The 23829-nt window shown below is 70.6% G+C and carries 14 protein-coding genes, 2 tRNA genes and 1 pseudogene; 8 read left to right on the forward strand and 9 right to left on the reverse strand.

What is annotated here, in order from left to right:
• The first annotated feature begins 339 nt into the window (after positions 1 to 339).
• Together F1734_RS10930 and acpS are read left to right on the forward strand one after the other, a co-directional pair.
• Positions 340 to 9594 (forward strand): type I polyketide synthase, encoded by a 9255-nt coding sequence (locus tag F1734_RS10930; RefSeq protein ID WP_203011645.1) that lies wholly within the window; start codon positions 340 to 342, stop codon positions 9592 to 9594.
• Positions 9595 to 9634: 40 nt separating this feature from the next.
• Positions 9635 to 10036 (forward strand): holo-ACP synthase AcpS, encoded by a 402-nt coding sequence (gene acpS / locus F1734_RS10935; RefSeq protein WP_010596770.1) that lies wholly within the window; start codon positions 9635 to 9637, stop codon positions 10034 to 10036.
• Between the two features lie 11 nt (positions 10037 to 10047).
• Here the strand turns inward: acpS and F1734_RS10940 are convergent, their stop codons facing one another.
• Together F1734_RS10940 and F1734_RS10945 are read right to left on the reverse strand one after the other, a co-directional pair.
• A complete protein-coding gene (locus F1734_RS10940) occupies positions 10048 to 10845 on the reverse strand; it encodes a TetR family transcriptional regulator (RefSeq protein WP_026137844.1) in 798 nt (265 codons plus the stop codon).
• Positions 10846 to 10932: 87 nt separating this feature from the next.
• Positions 10933 to 11808, reverse strand: coding sequence for a cyclopropane mycolic acid synthase family methyltransferase (locus F1734_RS10945; RefSeq protein WP_010596772.1), 876 nt, complete (start codon positions 11806 to 11808; stop codon positions 10933 to 10935).
• Between the two features lie 187 nt (positions 11809 to 11995).
• Between F1734_RS10945 and F1734_RS10950 the strand changes: the two genes are divergently transcribed.
• The gene (locus F1734_RS10950; protein ID WP_040271734.1) at positions 11996 to 13330 is read left to right on the forward strand and encodes a dipeptidase; all 1335 of its coding nucleotides are present in this window, start codon (positions 11996 to 11998) and stop codon (positions 13328 to 13330) included.
• 7 nt (positions 13331 to 13337) lie between these two features.
• Here F1734_RS10950 and bcp read toward each other — a convergent pair whose 3' ends face one another.
• Positions 13338 to 13814, reverse strand: coding sequence for a thioredoxin-dependent thiol peroxidase (gene bcp / locus F1734_RS10955; protein WP_010596774.1), 477 nt, complete (start codon positions 13812 to 13814; stop codon positions 13338 to 13340).
• A 74-nt stretch (positions 13815 to 13888) separates the two neighbouring features.
• Between bcp and F1734_RS10960 the strand changes: the two genes are divergently transcribed.
• A complete protein-coding gene (locus tag F1734_RS10960; RefSeq protein ID WP_003938940.1) occupies positions 13889 to 14110 on the forward strand; it encodes a DUF3618 domain-containing protein in 222 nt (73 codons plus the stop codon).
• Positions 14111 to 14375: 265 nt separating this feature from the next.
• Complete coding sequence (locus tag F1734_RS10965) at positions 14376 to 15143, forward strand: L,D-transpeptidase (RefSeq protein ID WP_010596775.1); 768 nt, start codon at positions 14376 to 14378, stop codon at positions 15141 to 15143.
• A 40-nt stretch (positions 15144 to 15183) separates the two neighbouring features.
• On the opposite strand, the gene F1734_RS10970 is transcribed toward F1734_RS10965, so the two are convergent.
• Complete coding sequence (locus tag F1734_RS10970; RefSeq protein ID WP_102030794.1) at positions 15184 to 16020, reverse strand: mycofactocin-coupled SDR family oxidoreductase; 837 nt, start codon at positions 16018 to 16020, stop codon at positions 15184 to 15186.
• Between the two features lie 261 nt (positions 16021 to 16281).
• Here F1734_RS10970 and F1734_RS10975 point away from each other — a divergent pair, with 261 nt between their 5' ends.
• Positions 16282 to 17445, forward strand: coding sequence for an RNA-guided endonuclease InsQ/TnpB family protein (locus tag F1734_RS10975; protein WP_203011646.1), 1164 nt, complete (start codon positions 16282 to 16284; stop codon positions 17443 to 17445).
• Between the two features lie 214 nt (positions 17446 to 17659).
• Here F1734_RS10975 and F1734_RS10980 read toward each other — a convergent pair.
• Positions 17660 to 18496, reverse strand: a pseudogene (locus F1734_RS10980) (alpha/beta hydrolase); the annotation flags it as partial.
• Between the two features lie 171 nt (positions 18497 to 18667).
• Positions 18668 to 18740: transfer RNA gene (locus F1734_RS10985), tRNA-Lys, on the reverse strand.
• Positions 18741 to 19088: 348 nt separating this feature from the next.
• On the opposite strand from F1734_RS10985, the gene F1734_RS10990 reads away from it, so the two are divergent.
• Together F1734_RS10990 and F1734_RS10995 are read left to right on the forward strand one after the other, a co-directional pair.
• Positions 19089 to 20231: a L,D-transpeptidase gene (locus F1734_RS10990; RefSeq protein ID WP_225223300.1), complete on the forward strand. Its 1143-nt coding sequence runs from the start codon at positions 19089 to 19091 to the stop codon at positions 20229 to 20231.
• A 249-nt stretch (positions 20232 to 20480) separates the two neighbouring features.
• Complete coding sequence (locus F1734_RS10995; protein ID WP_059174804.1) at positions 20481 to 21929, forward strand: selenium-binding protein SBP56-related protein; 1449 nt, start codon at positions 20481 to 20483, stop codon at positions 21927 to 21929.
• A gap of 154 nt (positions 21930 to 22083) precedes the next feature.
• Here the strand turns inward: F1734_RS10995 and F1734_RS11000 are convergent.
• From F1734_RS11000 to cmrA, 3 genes are all read right to left on the reverse strand, one after another.
• A tRNA-His gene (locus F1734_RS11000) sits at positions 22084 to 22161 on the reverse strand.
• An 83-nt stretch (positions 22162 to 22244) separates the two neighbouring features.
• The gene (orn, locus tag F1734_RS11005) at positions 22245 to 22844 is read right to left on the reverse strand and encodes an oligoribonuclease (RefSeq protein WP_119699675.1); all 600 of its coding nucleotides are present in this window, start codon (positions 22842 to 22844) and stop codon (positions 22245 to 22247) included.
• A 156-nt stretch (positions 22845 to 23000) separates the two neighbouring features.
• Entirely contained in the window at positions 23001 to 23804 is an 804-nt protein-coding gene (cmrA, locus tag F1734_RS11010) for a mycolate reductase (RefSeq protein WP_040271644.1), read from the reverse strand.
• Between the last annotated feature and the right edge of the window lie 25 nt (positions 23805 to 23829).

Here is a 23829-nt window from a genome sequence, read left to right on the forward strand (position 1 = left end):
ACGCCCTCATGCACGCGTTTCGCGGCCCGTCAAGATGGTAACGATTGTGTAACGATAAACGTGAGGGATTCCTCAGGTTGATGGACGTCCTCGTAGCCGCGCAGCCTGCGCCGACTCTCCCTACCGGTGAGTCACTTCTCCGACCTGCTGTGAGTGATCTCACGCGCCCTTCCGTACCCGGTAACCCGCACGGAACAAAACATGAGGAACCCCTCATGATTTTGTGTCACTCTTGGGTAGCCCGAACGAGCAGATCAGAGCCATCAGAACGCTAACGGCGGCGCGGGCGGCCAACGAGAGAACCACGCCCTCGAGGTGTTCAGGAGAGGAACTACACGCGTGACGATCGACGAGACCACACCAGCCGACAACGGACGGAACTCGAAGGCATCACGACGCACCGGCGACCGGGGGATCGGCCCCGCCTCCCGAAAGGGCGCGCTGGTCGACAAGCTCCTCGCCGGGGAGTCGTACGCCCTCGCCTTCGGCGGCCAGGGTGCCCCGTGGCTCAGCTCCCTCGAGGAACTCAGCCGCGACAACGGACTCGAGCCGGTCCTGACCGAACTGGTCAACGAGGCCGACGCGCTGCTCGCGCCCGTCGCACACGACCTCGTCGTGGTGCGCCCGAGCGGCTTCGACCCCATCGCTTGGATGCTCGAGCAGGAAGTCGCCGACGAGGACGAGACGCCCGTCGCCGGTCCCTCCGAGACCACACTGACCTCTGCCGCGGTGTCGCTGCCCGGCGTGTTCCTGACCCAGGTGGCCGCGCTGCGCGCGCTGGCGAACCAGGGCCTCGACGTGACCGCGCAGGCCCCGGCCGCCGTGATCGGCCACTCCCAGGGCGTGCTCGCCGTCGCGGCCACCGAGGCCGCCGGCGCCAAGGACGGGCAGATCCTCGCGATCGCCCAGCTCATCGGTGCCGCTGCCACCCTCGTCGGCCGTCGCCGCGGCATCATCTCCGGCGCCGAGCGCTTCCCGATGCTCGCCGTCGCCAACGTCGACCCCGAGCGCCTGCGCGCCGTCGTCGCCGAGGTCTTCGCCGACCAGGATCCGCAGCGGTCCGCCGTCGTCGCCATCCGCAACGCCCGTCGCCGCGTCGTGCTGTCCGGTCCGCCGGCCGCACTGGCGCGCGTGCAGCAGCGCTGCGAGGAGATCGCCGCCGCGGAGACCCGCGAGCGGGAGGCGAAGAAGCGCGGCGGTGCCGTGTTCGCCCCGACCTTCGAGCCGGTCTCGGCCGAGATCGGTTTCCACCACCCCGCGCTGGCCGACGCTGTCGAGCAGGTCGCCGACTGGGCGTCGCGCTGCGGCCTGGACGCCGACCTCGCCCGTTCGCTGGCGCAGGAAGTGCTCGTCGACCCTGTCGACTGGGTCGCCCTCGTCGACGACGCCGTCGCGGCCGGTGCCTCGTGGATCCTGGATCTGGGTCCCGGTGAGCTGCTGACGCGGATGACCAGCTCGGGCCTGCGGGGCCAGGGTGTGGGCATCATCGCCGCCGCGACCCGCGGCGGTCAGCGCAACCTGCTGACCCCGGGCGCGGAGCCCGAGGTGCCGCAGCCGTGGTCCGCATTCGCGCCGAAGCCGGTCACCCTGCCCGACGGCCGTCAGGGTGTCGAGACGGCGTTCACGCGCCTGACCGGCCGTTCGCCGATCCTGCTGGCCGGCATGACGCCGACCACCGTCGATCCGAAGATCGTCGCCGCCGCGGCCAACGCCGGCCACTGGGCCGAGCTCGCCGGTGGCGGTCAGGTCACCGAGCAGATCTTCGCCGACCACGTCGAGGAGCTGAAGGGGCTGCTCGAGCCGGGCCGCGCCGTGCAGTTCAACTCGATGTTCCTCGACCCGTACCTGTGGAAGCTGCACGTGGGCGGCAAGCGGCTCGTGCCGCGGGCCCGCGCCGCGGGCGCACCGTTCGACGGTGTGGTCGTCACCGCCGGCATCCCCGAGCTCGAGGAAGCCGTCTCGATCATCGAGGAGCTGACCGAGGCCGGCATCAGCTACGTCGCGTTCAAGCCGGGCACCGTCGCGCAGATCCGCTCGGTGATCCGCATCGCGAACGAGGTGCCGAACTACCCGGTCATCGTCCACATCGAGGGCGGCCGCGCCGGTGGCCACCACTCGTGGGAGGACCTCGACGACCTGCTGCTCGCCACCTACGCCGAGCTGCGCACCCGGTCCAACCTGGTGCTGTGCGTCGGCGGTGGCATCGGTACCCCCGAGCGGGCTGCCGACTACCTGACCGGCCGCTGGTCCACCGCCCACGGCTTCCCGGCGATGCCGCTCGACGGCATCCTGGTCGGCACCGCGGCGATGGCGACCCTCGAGGCGACCACGTCGCCCGAGGTCAAGCGGATGCTCGTCGAGACCCCCGGCACTCCGGACTGGGTCGGCGCCGGCACCGCCTCCGGCGGCATGGCCTCCGGCCGGAGCCAGCTGGGCGCGGACATCCACGAGATCGACAACGCGGCGTCCCGCACGGGCCGCCTGCTCGACGAGGTCGCGGGCGATGCCGAGGCCGTGGCCGCACGCCGCGACGAGATCATCGCCGCGCTGGACGTCACCGCGAAGCCGTACTTCGGCGACGTCGCGGAGATGACCTACGGGCAGTGGCTCACCCGCTACCTCGAGCTCGCCGTCGGCTCGCAGGAGGTGGCCGACGCGGCCGAGAACCCGTGGATCGACGTCACCTGGCGTGAGCGTTTCCGCGAGATGCTGCAGCGCGCCGAGTCCCGGCTGCACCCGGCCGATCGTGGCCCGATCCCGACGCTGTTCGCCGACGATGCGGCCCTCGACCGGCCGTACGCGGCGCTGGCGGCGCTGACCGGGCAGTTCCCGGATGCCGAGTCGGTGGTCCTGCACCCGGCCGACGTTCCGTTCTTCGTCGCGCTGTGCCGCACCCCGGGCAAGCCGGTGAACTTCGTGCCGGTGGTCGACCAGGACGTGCGTCGCTGGTGGCGGTCCGATTCCCTGTGGCAGGCCCACGATCCGCGCTACAGCGCCGATCAGGTCTGCATCATCCCGGGCACCGTCGCCGTCGCGGGCATCACCCGCGCCGACGAGCCCGTCGGTGAGCTGCTCGACCGGTTCGAGAAGGCCACCGTCGACGAGTTGGTCGCGGCCGGTGTCGAGCCGGTGCAGATCGCCGCTCGCCGTCACCAGGACCTTGCGTCCGGTCTGCTCGACGCCGTGCTGTCGGCTCCGGATGTGAACTGGGCCGGCCGGCAGACCGTGAACCCGGTGCACCGCCTCGGCGACCTGGACGAGTGGTCCGTCGAGTCCGACACCGCCGCCGTGCACGCCGCGACGGGCGCCACCCTGAGCGTCCTCGACGCCGAGCACGTGGGCCTGACGGTGCCGCTCGCGGGGGACAAGACCGTCGAGATCCGCCTGACCGTGCCGGCCGCCGTGCACACCGGTGGCGCTCCCGTCGTCACCGCGGAGGACGCGTCGGCGTCCATGTCGGCGCTGCTCGGTGTCGCCGCGGGCCAGGAGCTGCCCGCCGTGAAGAAGGGCGCGGCCCGCATCACCCTCGGCTGGCTGCCGGAGAAGATCGCCGACCATGCCGGTGTCACGGGTTCGGGACTGCCGTCGACCCTGACCCCCAGTGCCCACGGTGTCCCCGACGTCCTCGTCGGCGCGTGCTGGCCGGCGGTGTTCGCCGCGCTCGGCGCCGCGCAGACCGACGACAGCCTGTCGGTGATCGAGGGCATGCTGGACCTGGTCCACCTCGACCACGCCGTGGACGTGAAGGACGGTCTGCCGACCGATCCGTCCATCCTGGGTGTCAAGGCCGAGGTGCAGGACGTGGTCGACACCGACCTCGGCCGGGTGGTCGAGGTGCACGTGGAGATCACCGCCGACAACGGCAACGGTTCCGGCGACGCCACGGTCGCGACGCTGATCGAGCGCTTCGCGATCCGTGGCCGCATCGGCAAGGCGGAGCTGGCCGATCCGGTCCGCGCCGGCGGTGCCGTGAGCGAGGACGCGGTGGAGACCCCGCGTCGTCGTCGCCGCGACGCCGTGATCGTCGCCCCGATCGACATGAGCGCCTTCGCGCGTGTCTCGGGCGACCACAACCCGATCCATACCTCGGACAATGCCGCCCTGCTGGCCGGCCTGGGCACCCCGATCGTGCACGGCATGTGGCTCTCGGCCGCCGCCCAGCAGGTCGTCACCGCCCTCGAGGCCGACGCCAAGCTGCCGGCCCGCCGCCTGACGGCGTGGACCGCGCGGTTCCTCGGCATGGTGCGCCCCGGCGCGCAGATCGACGTGCGAGTCGACCGCATCGCGACCGACCGCGGCGCCGAGATCGTCGAGGTGGGCTGCCGCGTGGACGGCGACCTGGTGATGGTCGCCACCGGCCGCACCGCTGCCCCGCGCACGGTGTACGCGTTCCCCGGCCAGGGCATCCAGCGGCCCGGCATGGGCCTGGACGCGCGTGCCCGCAGCAAGGCCGCCCGGGAGATCTGGGATCGCGCCGACAAGCACACCCGCAAGGCCCTGGGCTTCTCCATCCTGGCCGTGGTGCGCGACAACCCGACCGTGCTCAAGGCCCGCGGTGTCACCCACAAGCACCCGGACGGCGTGCTGCACCTGACCCAGTTCACGCAGGTCGCGATGGCGACCCTGGGTGTCGCCCAGATCGCGGAACTGCGTGAGGCCGGCGCCTTCGTCGAGGGCGCGTTCCTGGCCGGTCACTCGGTGGGCGAGTACAACGCCCTCGCCGCGGTGGCCGGGGTGCTGCCGCTCGAGGCGGTGCTCGAGGTGGTGTTCAGCCGTGGCTCGGCGATGCACGCCCTCGTGCCGCGCGACGAGCACGGCCGCTCGAACTACCGCATGGCCGCGATCCGTCCGTCGCAGTTCGGTGTCGCCGATGCCGATCTCGAGGCGTTCGTCGCCGGGGTCGCGGAGGAGACCGGGGAGTTCCTGCAGATCGTCAACCTGAACCTGCGCGGCTCGCAGTACGCGATCGCCGGCACGGTCGCCGGTCTCGAGGTCCTCGAGTCCGTGATCGAGCGCAAGGTCGCCGAGTTCGGTGGCAAGCGGGCGTTCATCCTGGTTCCGGGTATCGACGTGCCGTTCCACTCGACCGTCCTGCGCGGCGGCGTGGACGACTTCCGGGAGCGTCTGCTGAACCTGCTGCCGGAGCAGATCGATCCCGACATCCTCATCGGCCGCTACATCCCGAACCTGGTGCCCAAGCCGTTCGACCTGGGCCGGGAGTTCGTCCAGGAGATCGCCGACCTGGTGCCGTCCGAGCCGCTGGCCGAGGTCCTCGCGGACTTCGACACCTGGGCGGCCGATCGCTCGAAGCTGTGCCGCGTGGTGCTCGCCGAGCTGCTCGCGTGGCAGTTCGCGTCCCCGGTCCGCTGGATCGAGACGCAGGACCTGCTGTTCGCCGACGAGGCCGACGGTGGCCTGGGCGTGGAGCGGTTCGTCGAGGTCGGCCTCGGTGCCGCCCCGACGGTCGCGAACCTGGCGTCGCAGACGCTGAAGCTGCCGGGCCGCTTCGGGCAGCCGGTCGAGGTGCTCAACATCGAGCGTGAGGCCTCGGTCGTGTACTCCACGGACGTCGATCCGGCGCCGGTGGAGGACGACGAGCCGGCCTCGGCCGAGACGTCCGCTGCCGCCCCGGCCGCGGCTGCCGCTCCGGCCGCCGCACCTGCCGCTCCGGCGGGTGGACCGCGCCCGGACGACATCGCGTTCAAGGCCGCCGACGCCACGAAGGTGCTCATCGCCCTGTGGACGAAGCTGCGCCCGGATCAGGTCGGTCCCGCCGACACGATCGAGGCGCTGTGCGACGGGGTGTCCTCGCGGCGTAACCAGCTGCTCGTCGACCTCGGTTCGGAGCTGTCGCTCGGTGCCATCGACGGTGCGGCCGACGCCGACATGGGCGCGCTCGCCGGCACGGTCGATCGCCTGGCCCGCACCTACCGGCCCTTCGGCCCGGTGCTGTCGGATTCGATCAACGACCACCTGCGCAAGGTGTTCGGCCCGTCGGGCAAGCGTCCCGCGTACGTCGCCGACCGCGTCACGAAGGTGTGGGGTCTGGGCGAGGGCTGGGCGTCGCATGTGACCGCGGAGGTCGCGCTCGGCAGCCGGGACGGTTCGTCCGTCCGCGGCGGTGCGCTCGGCGGCCTGTCCGACGGCGCGCTGTCCGACGGCGGTGCCGTCGACAAGCTGATCGATGCGGCGGTGCAGTCGGTCGCCGGTCGCCGGGGCGTCGCGGTGTCGATGCCGTCCGCCGGTGGCGGTGGCGGCGCCACCGTCGACGCCGCCGCGCTCGGCGAGTTCGCCGAGGGCATCACCGGCTCGAACGGTGTGCTCGCCAAGACCGCGCGTCTGATCCTGTCCGAGCTGGGCCTGGCCGACGCGGTCTCGGACCTCGCGGACAAGGCGGACACCGAGCTGGTCGACCTGGTCTCGGCGGAGCTCGGTTCCGACTGGCCGCGGCTGGTCGCCCCGGCGTTCGACGCCCGCAAGGCCGTGCTGATCGACGACCGGTGGGCGACGGCCCGTGAGGACCTGGCCCGCGTGTGGCTCGGTGCCGAGATCGCCGCGGAGCGCTTCGCCGGTGCGGGCGCCACGGTGGCCGCGCACGCCACGTTCTGGGCGGGTAAGGCCACCGAGGCCGGCCGCGCGGAGCTCGCGCCGACCTTCGAGGCGATCGCGACGGCTGCCCGGCAGACCGGCGACGCCGAGTACGCGGGCGAGGTCGCCGTCGTCACCGGCGCCAGCAAGGGCGGGATCGCGGCCGCGGTCGCGGCGAAGCTGCTCGCCGGCGGCGCGACGGTCGTGGTCACCACCTCGAGCCTGAGCGACAGCCGCCTGGGCTTCTACAAGGAGCTGTACGCAGGCAACGCGCGGTCCGGTGCGGCCCTGTGGGTGGTCCCCGCCAACATGGCGTCCTACTCCGACGTCGACGCGTTGGTGCAGTGGCTCGGCACCGAGACCGTGGAGACCGCGGGCGGCGCCAAGAAGCTGATCAAGGAGGCCCTGACCCCGACGCTGCTGTTCCCGTTCGCCGCGCCGCGCGTGGTCGGGTCGATGGCCGACGCCGGTGCCCGCGCCGAGATGGAGATGCGGGTCCTGCTGTGGTCGGTGGAGCGGCTCATCGCGGGGCTGGCCGACATCGGCTACGACCGCGACGTCGACACCCACCTGCACGTCGTGCTGCCGGGTTCGCCGAACCGCGGCAAGTTCGGCGGCGACGGTGCGTACGGCGAGGCGAAGGCCGCGCTGGACGCGATCGTCAACCGCTGGCACGCCGAGCGCACGTGGGCCGAGCGGGTCACCCTCGCCCACGCCCTCATCGGCTGGGTCCGGGGCACGGGCCTGATGGGCGGCAACGATCCGCTGGTCGAGGCCGCCGAGGCCGCCGGGGTGCGCACCTGGTCGACCGACGAGATGGCCGTCGAGCTGCTCAAGCTCGTCACCGCCGGCTCCAAGGAGTCCGCCGCGGCCGCGCCGCTGGTGGCGGATCTGACCGGGGGCCTGTCCGAGGCCGACATCGACCTGCCGGCTCTGGCCAAGCGGGCCCAGGAGGAGGCCGAGGCCAACGCCGCCGCGGAGCCCGAGTCCGACGAGGTCACCATCGCGGCGCTGCCCGCGCCGCCGCGCCTGGACGCGACGACGCCCGCGCCGGAATGGAAGGCGCTCGACGTCGATCCCGCCGATCTGGTGGTCATCGTCGGCGCCGGCGAGCTCGGCCCGTACGGCTCGGCCCGCACCCGCTTCGAGATGGAGGTCGACGAGGAACTGTCGGCCGCCGGTGTGCTCGAGCTGGCCTGGGTCACGGGCCTGGTGGCATGGGAGAACGATCCCACCCCGGGCTGGTACGACGCGGAGACCGGCGAGCTGGTGCCCGAGGCGGAGATCGCCGACCGGTACCACGACGCGGTGGTCGAGCGCTGCGGCATCCGCCGCTACGGCGACGACGGCGCGATGATCGACAATGCGGCGCCGCTGCTGACCTCGGTGTTCCTGGACAAGGACCTGTCGTTCGTGGTCGGGTCCGAGGCCGAGGCCCGGGCGTTCGTCGACGCCGACCCGGAGAACACCGTCGCAAACTCGGTTCCGGACAGCGGTGACTGGACCGTCACCCGCAAGGCCGGCACCGAGATCCGGGTGCCCCGCAAGATGAACCTGACCCGCACGGTCGGTGGCCAGATCCCGACCGGGTTCGACGTCACCAAGTGGGGCATCCCCGCCGACATGGCCGAGTCCGTGGACCGGGTGGGCCTGTGGAACATCGTGACCACGGTCGACGCGTTCCTCTCGAGCGGTTTCACCCCGTCGGAGCTGATGCGCTGGGTGCACCCCTCGTATGTGGCGAACACCCAGGGCACCGGCATGGGCGGCATGACCTCGATGCGGTCGCTGTACATCGACACGCTGCTCGGTGAGTCCCGCGCGAACGACATCCTGCAGGAGGCCCTGCCGAACGTCATCGCCGCGCACGTCGTGCAGTCGTACGTCGGCGGCTACGGCGCGATGGTGCATCCGGTGGCGGCGTGCGCGACGGCCGCGGTCTCGGTCGAGGAGGGTGTCGACAAGATCAAGCTGGGCAAGGCGCAGCTCGTCGTCGCCGGCGGTTTCGACGACCTCGGCATCGAGGGCATCGTCGGGTTCGGTGACATGTCGGCCACCGCGAAGTCGGACGACATGACGGCCAAGGGCATCAGCGATCGCCGGTTCTCCCGGGCCAACGATCGCCGGCGCGGCGGGTTCGTCGAGTCCGCCGGTGGCGGCACGGTCCTGCTCGCCCGCGGCGACCTGGCGCTGGAGATGGGCCTGCCCGTCCTCGGTGTGGTCGCCTGGGCCGGTTCCTTCGCCGACGGCGTGCACACCTCGATCCCGGCCCCGGGCATCGGTGCCCTCGGCGCGGGTCGCGGCGGGCTCGAGTCGGGCCTGGCGCGGGAGCTGCGCAAGCTCGGCGTCACCGCCGACGACATCGCGGTGATCTCCAAGCACGACACCTCCACAGCGGCCAACGACCCGAACGAGGCGGAGCTGCACGAGCGCCTGGCGGGGTCGCTGGGCCGCAGCGACGGTGCGCCGATGTTCGTGGTGTCGCAGAAGTCGCTGACCGGTCACGCCAAGGGTGGCGCGGCGGCGTTCCAGCTGATCGGCCTGTGCCAGGTCCTCAGCCAGGGCGTCGTCCCGCCGAACCGCAGCCTGGACTGCGTCGACGACAAGATGGCCGGGTTCGAGCACCTGGTGTGGCCGCGCACCCCGCTCCGCTTCGGCGAGCGGTACGCGCTCAAGGCCGGTCTGCTGACCAGCCTCGGGTTCGGCCACGTGTCGGGGCTGATCGCGGTGGTCCACCCGCAGGCGTTCGTCGAGGCGATCCCGGCGGAGCGCCGGCAGGCCTACGTCGAGCAGGCTCAGGCCCGCGCCGTCGCCGGTAAGCGCCGCCTCGCGGAGGCGATGACCGGGGGTGCGGCCCTGTACCAGCGGCCCGCCGACCGCCGCTTCGGCGGGGACTCGGTGCCGGCGGACGCGGCACGCCAGCTCGAGGCCGACGTGCTGCTCTCGCCGCAGGCACGACTGGGCGACGGCGACGTGTACCGTTCGGGTCTGCCCGGCTGCAAGTAGCCGCCGGCCGCACGGTCACAGAGAGCGGGTCACGGGACGGATGGGAGTTGCGGGGATCGGGTTCGACCTGGTCACGGTGTCGGAGTTCGAGGAGCAGCTGGGCCGCGCAGGTACGGCGATGCTCTCGAACTTCACGCCGGGCGAGCGTCGGGACGCGAACACCCGCAGCTCCCGTCCCGGCCGGCACTTCGCCGCCCGGTGGGCTGCGAAGGAGGCGCTGATCAAGGCGTGGTCGGCGTCGCTGTTCGGCAGCCCGCCGGTGCTGCCGGAGACCGTGCACCGGCAGATCGAGGTGGTCTCCGACGCGTGGGGGCGGCCCGGGATCCGGCTGCACGGCGACGTCGCCGCGCACCTGACCGGGGTGCGGATCCACGTCTCGCTCACGCACGACGGAGACATGGCGGGGGCGTTCGTCGTGCTCGAGGAGGACCCGCAGGGGTAGCGGCCCGGGTTTCAGGCGGAGGAAGTGCGGACTTCCTCCGCCTGCCGCGTTTCGGGGTCGTCGGCCCGGCGGGACTCCTCCGCCCGGGAGGCCTCCTCACGGCGCTTGCGTCGCTTGGCGCTCGTCCGGGACTCCTTCTCGGCCACCATCAGGTATGCGCCCATCAGCCGCTTGAGTTCGACGACCGCGTCGGCGTGGCTCTGGTCGTCCTGCACGGAGAAGTTCAGCATCGAGTACACGACGTGCACGAGCACCTCGGCCATCAGGGTGCGGCGCTCGCGGGGGGTGTCGGGCATCAGCGGAGCCAGCATCCGCGCGATCTGCTCGGCGAACTCCTTCTCGTGGATCGCGCCGGTCGCCCGCGTCGACGGGGTGGACTGCATCGCCAGCCACACCTCCCGCCGCGACGGGTCCGACATCCACAGCCCGGCGAGATGGTCGACGAAGGAGTTGAGGAACCGCAGCCAGTCCACGGACGGGACGACGCCGTCGAACTTGGCGAGTTCGTCCTGCACGCCCACCAGGTCCTGCCGGTTCAGTTCACAGACGATGACGTACTTGTTGGCGAAGAACTGGTAGAGGGTGCCGATGGGGACGTCGGCCCGGGCGGCCACCTCTTCGCAGGTGAACGACTCGAAGCCGACCTCGGTGAGCAGTTCGCGGGACGCGGCGAGCAGCGCGTCGAACTTGCGCCGGCTGCGCTCCTGCGTCGGGCGGCGGCGCGGCACGAGCTCCTGGGGGGCCGCCTGGACCTCCAGCGCCGGGTCGATTCGGCGTGGGGTACGGCCGCGCTTCGTTGCAGACTCCACGCGCCCAGGCTAGCCGGAGGTTGTCCGAATTCCGAACTTCTAGCTGTGAGGGCGAGTCCCAGCTAACACCGCGGAGCCGCCGTCGGCTCACTTGACGAGGGTGAACTGCATGACGTCGATGTGTCCCGTCCGGAAGTGCTCGGCGGAACCGTTCAGGTACTTCATGAACCGCTCGTACATCTCCTCCGACGACAGGGCGACCGCCTCGTCGCGGCGGGCCGACAGGGCCGCGGCCCAGTGTTCGAGGGTGCGGACGTAGTGCGGAGCCAGGGCCTGGATGCGGTCGACCCGGAACCCCGACCGCTCCGCGCCGTCGACCACCGTCTCCGGCTGCGGCAACTGCCCGCCGGGGAAGATCTCCCGTTTGATGAAGATGTGGAACAGCGCGTTCTCGCGGGTCACCGGGATTCCCCGCTCGCGCAGGGTGGTGAGCCGGTGCCCCACGATGGTGTGCAGCAGCATCCGGCCGTCCGGCGGCAGCATGTCGTGGCACTTGGTGAAGAACTGGTCGTAGCGTTCGCTCCGGAAGTGCTCGAACGCGCCGATGCTCACGATGCGGTCCACCCGCCCGTCGAACTCCTCCCAGCCCTGCAGACGCACGTCCACGGTGCGGGGGCCGGGCAGTCGCGCGGCGAGATCGCGGACGTGCTCGTACTGGTTTCGGCTGAGGGTGAGCCCGATGGTGTCCACGTCGTAGTGCGTGGCCGCACGCAGCATCGTCGAGCCCCAGCCGCATCCGACGTCGAGCAGTGTCATGCCCGGGTGCAGGTCGCACTTGCCGAGCGACAGGTCGACCTTGGCGGCCTGGGCCTGCTCGAGCGTCATGTCGTCCCGCTCGAAGTACGCGCAGCTGTAGGTCATGGACGGGTCGAGGAACAGGGTGAAGAACTCGTCCGAGAGGTCGTAGTGGGACTGGACCTGCCGGTAGAAGGGCGTGAGTGCGGTCTGCGGACTGGGTGGCATCGCAGTGCCTTCCGTTCGAGGGTCGGCCGGCCCCCCGCCTCCCGTGGACCGTTCCGCCCGTTGGCGACCCCGACATCGCGAAATGTACGCCGGATATCGGCGCGCCGGGCATGCTTCGATCGGGACGGGCTGTACCCGTACCGAAAACGAGACACAACGATCGGGAGGTGCCGTGGACGTCGCGGAGATGTGCGAGCGGGTGCGCCGGCTCCTGCCGGCAGCGCGCGCGGACCTCGCGGAACTCGTGGCCTTCCGGTCGGTGGCGGATCCGCGTCTGTTCCCGCCCGAACAGTGTGTCGCGGCCGCGGAATGGGTGCGCGACGCGTTCACCGCCGTGGGCATCGAGGGCACGGGGCTGATCGAGACCTCCGACGGCTCCCTCGCGGTGTTCGGGCACACCCCCGCACCGCCGGGGGCGCCGACCGTGCTGCTCTACAGCCACTACGACGTGCAGCCCCCGGGCGACGAGTCGCTGTGGCACAGCCCGCCGTTCGAGCTCACCGAACGCGACGGCCGGTGGTACGGCCGCGGTGCCGCGGACTGCAAGGGCAACCTGGTGATGCATCTGCTCGCGCTGCGGGCGCTGCGTGAACTCGGGCCGCTGCCGGTCGGGGTCCGGATCGTCGGCGACGGCTCGGAGGAGACCGGCGGCGGTGGTCTCGAGGACCTCGCCCGGGCGCGTCCCGAGCTGTTCGCCGCCGACCTGGTGCTCGTCGCGGACTGCGGCAACGCGGAGGCGGGACGGCCGACCCTCACGACGTCGCTGCGCGGCCTGGCGAACGTCGTCGTGCACGTCGACGCCCTGGCCGGGGAGATCCACTCGGGGCAGTTCGGCGGCGCGGCCCCCGATGCTCTCGCTGCGCTGGTGCGCCTGCTGTCGAGCCTGCGCGACGAGGCCGGCGACACCGTGATCGACGGCCTCGACAGCCACGGCACGTGGGAGGGCGAACCCTATCCGGACACCACGTTCCGCGCGGATGCCGGTGTGCTCGAGGGAGTCTCGTTGCTGTCGTCCGGGACGGTCGCCGACGCCGTGTGGGCGCGGCCCGCGGTGACGATCCTCGGGATCGACGCGCCACCCGTCGTCGGCTCGGCGGCCGCGGTCGTGCCGCGCGCGTCCGCGCGGCTGAACCTGCGGGTCCCACCGGGGACGGACCCGCTCGCCGCGCAGGATGCCCTCGTCGCGCACCTGCATGCGCACGCGCCCTGGAACGTGCGGGTGCGGGTCGACCGGGAGGGTGTGAGCGAACCGTTCCGGGCGGCGACCGGCGGGCCGGGATACGCCGCGCTGCAACGGGCGCTCGGCGCCGTCTACGGACGCGAGGTCGGCACGGTCGGGCAGGGCGGCTCGATCCCGCTGTGCACCGTGCTGCAGCAGGTGCTGCCGGACGCGGAGATCGCGCTGCTCGGCGTGGAGGAGCCCGGCGCCCGCATCCACGCGCCCGACGAGAGCGTCGACCCGTCCGAACTCGAGCACATGGCCGTCGCGGAGGCGCTGGTCCTCGCCTCACTCGGCCGGTGACCGGAGGTCAGACCGACAGGTCGCGGCGCAGTTTCGCGACGTGCCCCGTGGCGCGGACGTTGTACTGCGCGACCTCGATCCGGCCGTCCTCGTCGACGACGAACGTCGAACGGATCACGCCCGTGACGGTCTTGCCGTACATCTTCTTCTCACCGAACGCACCCCATGCCGTCAGCGTGGTCCTGTCCGGATCCGACAGCAGCGGGAACGTCAGCTGCTCGGCGTCCCGGAACTTCGCGAGCTTGGCCGGCTTGTCGGGGGAGATGCCCACGACGGCGAGCCCGGCGCCGTTCAGGTCGGCGAGGCTGTCGCGGAAATCGCAGGCTTGCTTGGTGCACCCGGGAGTGCTTGCCGCGGGGTAGAAGTACACGATCACCTTGCGTCCGCGGTAGTCCGACAGGGATACCTCGTTGCCGTCCGCGTCGGGGAGGGTGAATTCGGGAGCCGTGTCGCCGGGAGCGAGCCTGCTGCTGTTTTCCGTCACCTCCGAGAGGGTAACGGACCTGTGCGTCCACTACCGTGGTCGCAGCACAGTGCAGCGACCAACTGGAGGATCACGTGGGTAGGGACACCGAGGCCATCGAACGGGACATCGAGAACGCCCGCAACCAGCTTGCGAGCACCCTCGACGAATTGAGTGTGCGCGCCAGCCCGAAGAACGTGATGGCGCACACCAAGCAGACCGTGATGGAGAAGGTGAACCAGCCCAACGTCAAGTACGCGCTCGTCGCGGTGGGCGCCGTCGTCGGTGCGCTGGTGCTGCGCAAGCTGTTGCGCTGAATTCTGTCGCGCCGAGTTCTGTCGCGCCGAGTTCTGTCGCGCCGAGTTCTGTCGCGCCGAGTTCTGTCGCGCCGAGTTCTGTCGCGCCGAGTTCCGGCCCCGAAGGGCACCGTCGTCCGGCGTACCGGACCGCGGTGCCCTTCGTCGTCTCCGGGCGGCGTCGGCGCGCGGGCCGATCGGTGACCTTGGACCGTTCCGAGTTCGATCATGGCGTGATTGACTGAGAGTGAGCCACACCGCGCCATCTCGGAGGGGGCTGACGGCCATGCCGAACGCACAGCGGATTGCACGACTTCTTCTCGTCTCGATCCTGACCGCCGTGGCCCTGCTCGGCTCCGGGGCTGCGGCCACTGCTGGGACGCTCGGCGGTGCTTCGCCGACACGGCTGCCCACGTCGGCGCTCGAGCCGGCGAACGGCGCGGTGGTGGGGGTGGGGCACCCGGTGACCATCCGGTTCGGCGCCCCCGTCGCCGACCGCGCCGTCGCCGAGCGTGCCGTCGAGATCACCACGTCGAAGCCGGTGAGCGGCCACTTCGCGTGGCTCGACGACCGCCGGGTGCAGTGGGTTCCCGACGACCTCTGGCCGGGGCACACCACCGTGACCGTCGCCGTCGCCGGAGCGCGCACCCAGTTCCAGGTGGGCGACGAGTTCGTCGCCGTCGCGAACCGCTCGACGCACCAGTTCACGGTCCTCCTCAACGGCGAGGTGGTACGGACGATGCCGGCGTCGATGGGCAAGCCCGGCTACGAGACCCCGGTCGGCACGTTCTCGGTGCTCGAGAAGTTCCGCGACCTCGTCATGGACTCGTCCACCTACGGCGTCCCGATCGACTCCCCGGAGGGCTACCGCATCGACACCGAGTACGCCGTGCGGCTCACGTGGGGCGGCATCTTCGTGCATGCCGCGCCGTGGTCGGTGGACTCGCAGGGGTATGCGAACGTCAGCCACGGGTGCATCAACCTGAGCACCGAGAACGCGCAGTGGTACTTCGACCGGGTGAAGATCGGCGATCCCGTGATCGTGGAGGGCTGACCGGCGGGCTTCGCCCGCCGGCGCACCGGACCCGGGACGGCTACTTGATCACTGCGCCCGCGTCGATCGGCAGCTGCACCCCGGTGACGTAGCGACCCGCGTCGCTGACCAGGAACAGGATCGCGTTGCTGATGTCGACCGGTTCGACCCATTCGATCGGCAGGGCGTTCATGGTCTTGAACGACTCGCCCGCTTCCTCCCGGGTGATCTCCGACGGCTTCTTGTCCGGGTTGAAGACCGCGTAGGTCTGCTCGTTGTGGATCATGTCGGTGTCCACCGACGTGGGATGCACCGAGTTGACCCGGATCATGTGCGGGGCGAGCTCGTTGGCGAGGGTCTTCGTCAATCCCACCACGCCGTGCTTGGCCGCGACGTAGTGCGCCAGGTTCGCCAGTCCCTTGATGCCGGCGGTGGAACTGGTGAGCACGATCGCGCCGCCGCCGTCGTTGGCCTTCAGGTGCGGCACGGCTGCCCGCACCGTCTTGAACACCCCCGTGAGATTGATGTCGATCATGTCGTCCCACATCTCGTCCGTCAGGTCCTCGACGGGCGCGAAGGTGGCGATGCCGGCGTTCGCGAGGACGATGTCGAGCCGGCCGAGCTGGGCGACGCCCTCGTCGACCGCCGACTTCAGGGCGGCACTGTCGCGGACGTCGGCCTGGGTGGCGACGATCCGCCGGTCCAGCGCCTCGACCTGCCGAACCGTCTCGGCCAGGTCGTCCGGCGTGGCGAGGGGATAGCCCACGGAGTCGACCTGCGCACAGAGGTCGACCGCGATGATGTCGGCGCCCTCCTCGGCCAGCCGGACCGCGTGACTGCGGCCCTGCCCGCGTGCAGCACCGGTGATGAATGCGACCTTGCCCTCGAGCTGACCCATGGTGGTACTCCTCCGGCATTCGGTGTGATGTTCGTCCCACAGTAGGTGGGTTCGACGGGCATCGGACCGAAATCGCAAGGCGGCTCGGCACACTCAGTCGTCGCGGCATGCCGGTGCGAGCCGGACACGCACGCCTCGTCGTCATCTGATGTGCGGCGCGGATACTGCCTCGTTCACGAGGGAGAGGAAGCGCCGTCCTCCTTTCGGGGGGAGTGGTGGTGTCGGGCGAACCTGTCGGTGGGGTCGGTTAGCGTGCCGGGCATGGGGGTCGAGGTGGTGCGCTACAACTACCGGTTGCGGCCGGGCACCATCGCCGAACATGCACTGATGCAGGAGTGGCATCGCTGCCGGTTCCTGTGGAACGAGGCGGTGCACCAACACAAGGCCGGTCGCCGGCCGACGTTCGGGAAGCTGGCCAAGCAGTTGACCGACGCCCGGGCCCGCTCGTCGTGGTTGCGGGACGGCTCCCAGGTCGCCCAGCAGCAGATGCTGCGTACCTACGCGCAGGCGTTGGACGCGTCGTGCACGGTCGAGGGCCGGGGCCGGCCGCGGTTCAAGGCGCGGAGGAAGACCCTGCCCTCGCTCGAGTACACCCGCCGCGGGTTCCGGATCCGCCACGGCCGGTTGGTGCTGCCCAAAGGCGTGCGTGTGCCGGTGGTGTGGTCGCGGGCACTGCCGTCGGCGCCGTCGAGTGTGCGCATCACCCGCGATTGCCTGGGGCACTGGTACGCCTCGTTCGTGGTGACCCGCGAGGCCGAGCCGATCCCGGCCGCCGACCCGAACAGCGCGGTCGGGATCGACTGGGGCGTGGCCCGCACCGCGACGGCCACCGAGGAGCGGTTCGACCTGCCGCAGCACGGGCACCGGAGACGGTGTGCGGCGCAGGTGGCGAGAGCGCAGCGGACGATGGCGCGGCGCCGCCGGGGGACGGGGCACCCACCCTCGAGGGGCTATCGCCGGGCCCGCACCCGGGCCGCGAAGGTGCAGAAGAAAGCGGCCCGGCGCAGCCGGCACGACGGCCGGATCTGGGCCCGGGCCGTGGTCGAGGCGCATCGTCTGGTCGCGGTGGAGGATTTCCGACCCCGGTTCCTGTCGAGGTCGACGATGGCGCGCACGGCCGCCGATGCCGCGGTCGCGACGGTGAAACGGGAGTTGCTCGAGCGGGGCAGGCGGGCCGGCCGGAAGGTGGTGCTGGTGCGGCCCGCGTACACGACCATGACGTGTTCGAGGTGTTTCGCGAGAGCCAAGCAACGCCTCGGACTCGAGGAACGTATCTTCCGGTGCCGGGCGTGCGGGCATACCGCGTGCCGGGACCGGAACGCTGCCAGAGTGATTCTGGCTGTGGCGGAGCGTGGCCACACCGGTGTCGACGACGTGAGTCAAGCGGATCACCTCCCTCCCGGTGGTGGTGCGGTTGCGGTCTGAGCCGGGAATCTCCTTCTGGAAGGAGAGGCGTCAACGGAGGAAATCGAGGATCACGACAGCTGTCTGCGCGGGCTGCCCCAGCCAGGGCGCGTGTCCGCCCGGGAGGACTGCCAGCTTCGCCGAGGGGATCAGGTCGGTCACCCCCCCGCGCGACGGTGACGTCGCCGAGCGGCTCGTCGCGGCCCCAGACGAGAAGCGTGGGCATGGTCAGGCGGCCGAGTTCATCGGGACGTACGCGCGTCCGCCGGCGGAACCCGGACGGCGTCAGCAATGCCAGGGGAGACACGAGTGCGTGTATCTCGTCGCGCGCGGCCGACTCGGCGACGGGGTCTCTGCGCATGGCAACGAGCAGATCGATCAGGTCGGGATGCCGGACCAGCGTCGCGCGTTCCCCCATGACGGCGGCAAACCGGAGCACGGACTCCCGGCCGGGCGGAACGAGACCGGCCGCCAGCCTGCCGAGCCCCGGAGTGGCGAGTACCCGGTGCGGCAGCGGGCACCGCGTCCCCGGAAAGGCGGGCGGCCCGACTAGTACGAGCCGGCCGACCCGCTCCGGGTGCGCGAGTGCGTACCAGGTGGCCCACACACCGCCCGCGGAGTGCCCGAGCAGCACGGTCTCTTCGAGGCCGAGGCCGAGGACGTCGAGCAGGCGATCCAGCCACCCGACCGCCGCTGTGCGGAAGTGCCGTCGGGGGTGGTCGATCGGGTCGCTGAGGCCCCGGCCGGGCAGGTCCGGGGCAATCGCGCGGACGCCGTCGAGTTCGGCGAGTAGCGGCAGAAAGAATCCGGCAGCGACCCCGGTGCCGTGGAGCAGGATCATCGGCGGTCCGGCGCCCTTCTCCAGGACGTGCACTCGGGTGGGCAAGTCCGATTCCACCCTGCGGCTGTATCCCGAGCCGTCCGGAAGCACTCGTTCGTACCATGCTCGCAGGCCCGCGTGGCCGTCGTCCGCCGACGTCCCAGCGTCTCGCACAATGCTCTTCGTGAACATGGCCCCAGTTTGTTCGCGACGGCCGAGCGCTCGCATCGGGCGAATTGTGCAGTCCGTCATCCCGCACAGGGGAAATCTGTGTACGACACCGCCGGCGAAGTGCCGGATCGGCGGGACCTGCTTCGCGGGATGCACGAGTTCGTGTCGGGCTGGACGGGGATGACAGCGGACACGACGGAAAGAAGAAGGAAGGCTGGCGATCTCGCAGATCGCCGGCCTTCCTTCGTGCTGTGCGCCATCAGGGACTCGAACCCCGAACCCGCTGATTAAGAGTCAGCTGCTCTGCCAATTGAGCTAATGGCGCTTGGCGGTGCGTCTCCGGGCGTTGTCCCGGCGACGAAGGAAAGACTACACACCTTCCAGGAGCGCACCAAATCGGCTGGTCATGCCGCATTTCGGTGGAAGCGGGACGTAACGCCGAGGGGGCCGGCGGCGATTGGTATTCGAACGTTATTCGCGTCGTCGACGTCGCGGCGGCTGTGCCTCGAGCGGGGCTGGCATCATCGAACGCACGCGCATCGACGTGCAGTTTTGCGGCCCGGGGGAGGCCCGGAATCGGAGGGTGAGAGTGGTTGGGAACAGTGCGGCGCCGCGCCGCCGGCGGAATCGGCATGCCGTCGCGGCGGTGCTCGGGGCGGTGTTGGTCGGCGTCATGACCTTCGTCACGGCCTGCTCCGGCGCGTCCGGCGCCGGCGGGGCCGAGGAGGTGCCGATCGATTCGAATCCCCTCGCCGCGCTCATCAAGCCCACGGTCTCGGCGAGCGTGGTCGACGGGGGAGTCGGCTTCTCGCCCATCGAGCCGGTGACCGTCTCGGTGGTCAACGGCAAGCTCGAGTCCGTCACGCTGCTCAACCCGGACGGGGAACCCGTAGCCGGGGCACTCGGTCCGGACGGAGCCACGTGGGCCAACACCGAGCCGCTCGGCTACAGCCGGCAGTACCGGCTCGAGGCCGTCGCGTACGGGCTCGGTGGAGCGACGACGACCGTCGTCTCGTTCACCACCAGCGCCCCGGGAAATCTCACCCAGCCGTACGTGATGCCGGGTGAGGGCGCGGTCGTCGGCATCGGCCAGCCCGTCGCGATCCAGTTCGACGAGAACATCCCCGATCGTCTCGCTGCCGAGCAGGCCATCACCGTCGTCACCGAGCCGCCGGTCGACGGCGCGTTCTACTGGCTGAGCAACCGTGAGGTGCGGTGGCGGCCCGAGAACTACTGGGCGCCGGGCACGAGGGTGACGGTGGACGTGAAGGTCTACGGTCGCGATCTGGGCGACGGTCTGTTCGGCCAGTCGGACGTGCACTCGAGCTTCACGATCGGCGATGCGGTGGTCATCACCGCCGACGACAACACCAAGCAGGTCACCGTCAACCGCAACGGGGTCGACGTGATGACGATGCCCACGTCCATGGGCAAGGACGGCACGCCCACCCCCAACGGCGTGTACACGATCGGCGACCGGTTCGAGCATCTGGTGATGGACTCGTCGACCTACGGCGTCGCCGTCGACTCCGCGGAGGGGTACCGGACCCCGGTGGACTGGGCGACGCGGATGTCCTACAGCGGGATCTTCTTCCATTCGGCGCCGTGGTCCCTCGGCGACCAGGGCGTGCGCAACGTCAGCCACGGCTGCCTCAACCTGAGCCCGGCCAACGCCAAGTGGATCTTCGACAACACCAAGCGCGGTGACATCGTCGTCGTGCAGAACACCGTCGGCGGCATCCTCTCGGGCACCGAGGGACTCGGGGACTGGAACATTCCGTGGTCGACGTGGAAGGCCGGAAACGCGCGCGCCTGATCCGGCGCCCCGGCGTGAGGCAGGCCGGGTCCGCCTCCTGCGGTAGCGGTTGGCACGAGACCCCCGGGATCGACGATCCCGGGGGTCTTCCCGTGTCGGGTGCCGACCGCCGGGCAGCCCGACCGTGGAGGGTCGACATGCGGTCCTGCGCGGCGGAGAATCAGGGAGAAGGCATGCCTACCTGTGACGTCGACCGACCGTGGACCACCGAGCGTGGCCCGGCGGACAGGTCCGAGTCGAGGAGGATTCATGTCTGCGACGACAGATCCCACGTTCTACCGCAGCCCGAGTGACGCCGTGGCAGCCGCGCCCGAGCGGCTTGCCTATGTGGCTGCCTTCGATCCGGCCGGCCGGGCGAAGGACGCGATCGCAGTGGTCGATTGCGAGCCGGGTTCGCCGACATACGGTGGTGTGATCGGCTGGACCGAGCTGCCGACGGCGGGCAACGAGTTGCACCACTTCGGATGGAACGCCTGCTCGAGCGCGCTGTGTCACGAGGGGCACGGTCACGAGGGGCACGGTCACGAGGGGCACGGCGATCACCACGGCCAGCCGCTCGAGCGGCGGTACCTGGTGGTGCCGGGCATCCGCTCGTCGAGAACGTATGTCCTCGACACCAAACCCGATGCGCGGCACCCGGTGGTGACACGCACGATCGAGGCCGCCGAGCTCGCCACGAAGGCGGGATACTCGCGGCCGCACACGGTGCATTGTGGACCGGGTGGCATCTTCATGTCCGCCCTGGGAGGCGCCGACGGCGCCGAGGGTCCGGGTGGTGTCGCGCTGCTCGACCACGACACGTTCGACGTCATCGGAGCCTGGGAGGCCGAGCACGGCGAGCAGTCCCTGGCGTACGACGTGTGGTGGCACCTGAAGCACGACACGGTGATCACCTCCGAGTGGGCCACGCCGTCGATGATCGAGAACGGACTGAACGCCGAGGACCTCCTCGGCCGCAGGTTCGGACACCATCTGAACTTCTGGAGCATGTCCGAGCGCAAGCCGACGCAGCGCATCGATCTCGGTGACGAGCATCAGATGGTTCTCGAACTCCGCCCGGCGCACAATCCTTCCGCGGCGTTCGGGTTCGTGGGCGTCGTCATCAGCGTGGAGGATCTGTCGGCGTCGGTGTGGATGTGGCACAAGAGCGACGACCGGTGGGCGGTGGAGAAGGTGATCACCATTCCGGCGGAGCCGGCCGACCCCGACGATCTGCCGCCGGCGCTGAAACCCTTCGGCGCGGTACCGCCGCTCGTCTCCGACATCGACCTGTCGGTCGACGACCGTTGGCTGTACGTCTCGTGCTGGGGCACCGGAGAACTCAAGCAGTACGACGTCGGCGACCCGTTCCACCCACGGGAGACGGCATCGGTGCGCCTCGGTGGGATCGTGGGCCGCGCGCCGCACCCGGCGGTTCCGGACCTCCCGATCGCGGGAGGCCCGCAGATGGTGGAGATCAGTCGCGACGGGCGCCGGGTCTACGCCACCAACTCGCTCTATGCGGCCTGGGACGAGGTCTTCTACCCGGACGGTGTGGGGGCGTGGATGGCGAAGTTCGACGCCGATGTCTCCGCCGGCGGCCTGGTCGTCGACGGCGGGTTCTTCCCGCACGGCGACGACTTCCGCGGACTTCGGGTGCACCAGACGCGCCTGCAGGGCGGGGATGCGTCCAGCGACTCGTACTGCTTCACCGGGTGAGCGTCGTCGCACGGCGCCTTCCGCCCCATCGTCTGGGTACACCCGATGGCTGCCCGGACCGTGTTCGGACGGGGGCACTGGTGCGGAGTTCGACACACGGCGCCGAAAACAGGCGAGTCCCTGACCGGCTTCCGCCGATCAGGGACTCGCCCTGTGGGGGTGAGTGACGGGACTCGAACCCGCGACAGCCAGGATCACAACCTGGTGCTCTACCAACTGAACTACACTCACCATCGCATTCGCGATCGGCCTGGGCCGGTTGCGCCTGCGGTACAGATACTAGCCTGAGTTTGCCGGAAACGGCGAATCCGCAGGTCAGGCCGGGCCCAACTCCTTCGTGACGGCGGCGATCTCGGCGGACGGGGGGCCCGGAGGTGCGACGAACGCGGTACGCCGGTAATACCGCAACTCGCGAATCGACTCCTTGATGTCGGCGAGCGCCCGGTGTGACAGGCCCTTGGCCGGTTGGCCGAAGTAGATCCGCGGGTACCAGCGGCGGCACAGCTCCTTGACGGAGCTGACGTCCACCATCCGGTAGTGGAGGTAGGCGTCGAGCTCGGGCATGTCGCGAGCGATGAACCCGCGGTCCGTCGCGATCGAGTTGCCCGCCAGGGGCGCGGTGCCGGCCTCCGGGACGTGTGCCCGGATGTAGTCGAGCACCATCTTCTCCGCCTCGGCGACGCTCACCGTGGACCTGCGCACCTCCTCGGTGAGCCCCGAGCGCTCGTGCATCTCGGTGACGACGTCGGGCATCGCGGCGAGTGCCTCGTCGTCGGCGTGGATGACGATGTCCACCCCGTCTCCCAGCACGTTGAGATCACTGTCGGTGACGAGGGCGGCGATCTCGATCAGCTGGTCGCTGTCGATCCGCAAGCCGGTCATTTCGCAATCGATCCACACAAGTTTGTCCTGCACGAAACACAGCGTAGTCAGCCCGGTCGTGGCGATACGGTCACGGTGACCATTCCGCGGCCGCACGTGGACGAGGAGGACACCGGATGACGGTCGATCCGACGCCGAGTCCGGTGTGCCGTTTGGGCTGCTCCCGCAGCCCAAACGGCACACCGGGCGCTACGCGCCCAGCTTCTTGTAGAAGGCGCCGACGATCGGCGCGACGACACCGCGCGGGGTGTAGTTGCCGGCGACGGACATCGCCTTGCTGATCAGGCCCGGCACGATGCGCATCTTGTTCTCCGCGAGCGCGTCGAGCGACACCTTCGCGGTGTGCTCGCTCGAGATCCACAGGAAATCCGGCACGAGCCTGTCGACGATCGACGCCTCGGCCGGGTCCGGGGTCTCCGTGCGCACCGGGCCCGGCGCCAGCAGCGTCACGTGCACGCCGCTGTCCTTCAGTTCCCCGCGCAGCGACTCGGAGAAGGTGTTGACGAACGCCTTCGTCGCCGCATAGGTCGCGTTGTTGGGTATCGGCATGTTGCCCGCCGCGGAACCGACCATCAGGATCGCCCCGGATCGGCGCTCGACCATCTGCGGCAGCACCGCGAGGGTCAGATCGTGCACGGCGACGGCGTTCAGTTCGACCTGAGCCCGTTCGTAGGCCGGATCGAGCTGGGCCACCGGGCCGAACGTCGCGATGCCCGCGTTGTTGCACAGGATGCTGATCGGGCGCTTGCCGAGTTCCTCGACGAGCGCGGTTCGTGCGTCGCGGTCGGACAGGTCGCACGCGCGGACCTCGACGGTGACGCCGTGCTTCGCCCGCAGCGCCGCCGCGAGCTCCTCCATCACGTCGCCGCGGCGGGCGACCAGGATCAGCGAGTGCCCGCGCGCGGCGAGTTCGGCGGCGAGAGCCTCGCCGATGCCGGAGGAGGCGCCGGTCACGACGGCTCGGGCGTCGGGGGTGGGAGTCGGCAGAGTCATGGTCGCTCAGCGTAGCGGCGGCCGG

Origin of the sequence: Rhodococcus ruber (assembly GCF_016804345.1) — a bacterium.
Taxonomy (GTDB): domain Bacteria; phylum Actinomycetota; class Actinomycetes; order Mycobacteriales; family Mycobacteriaceae; genus Rhodococcus; species Rhodococcus ruber.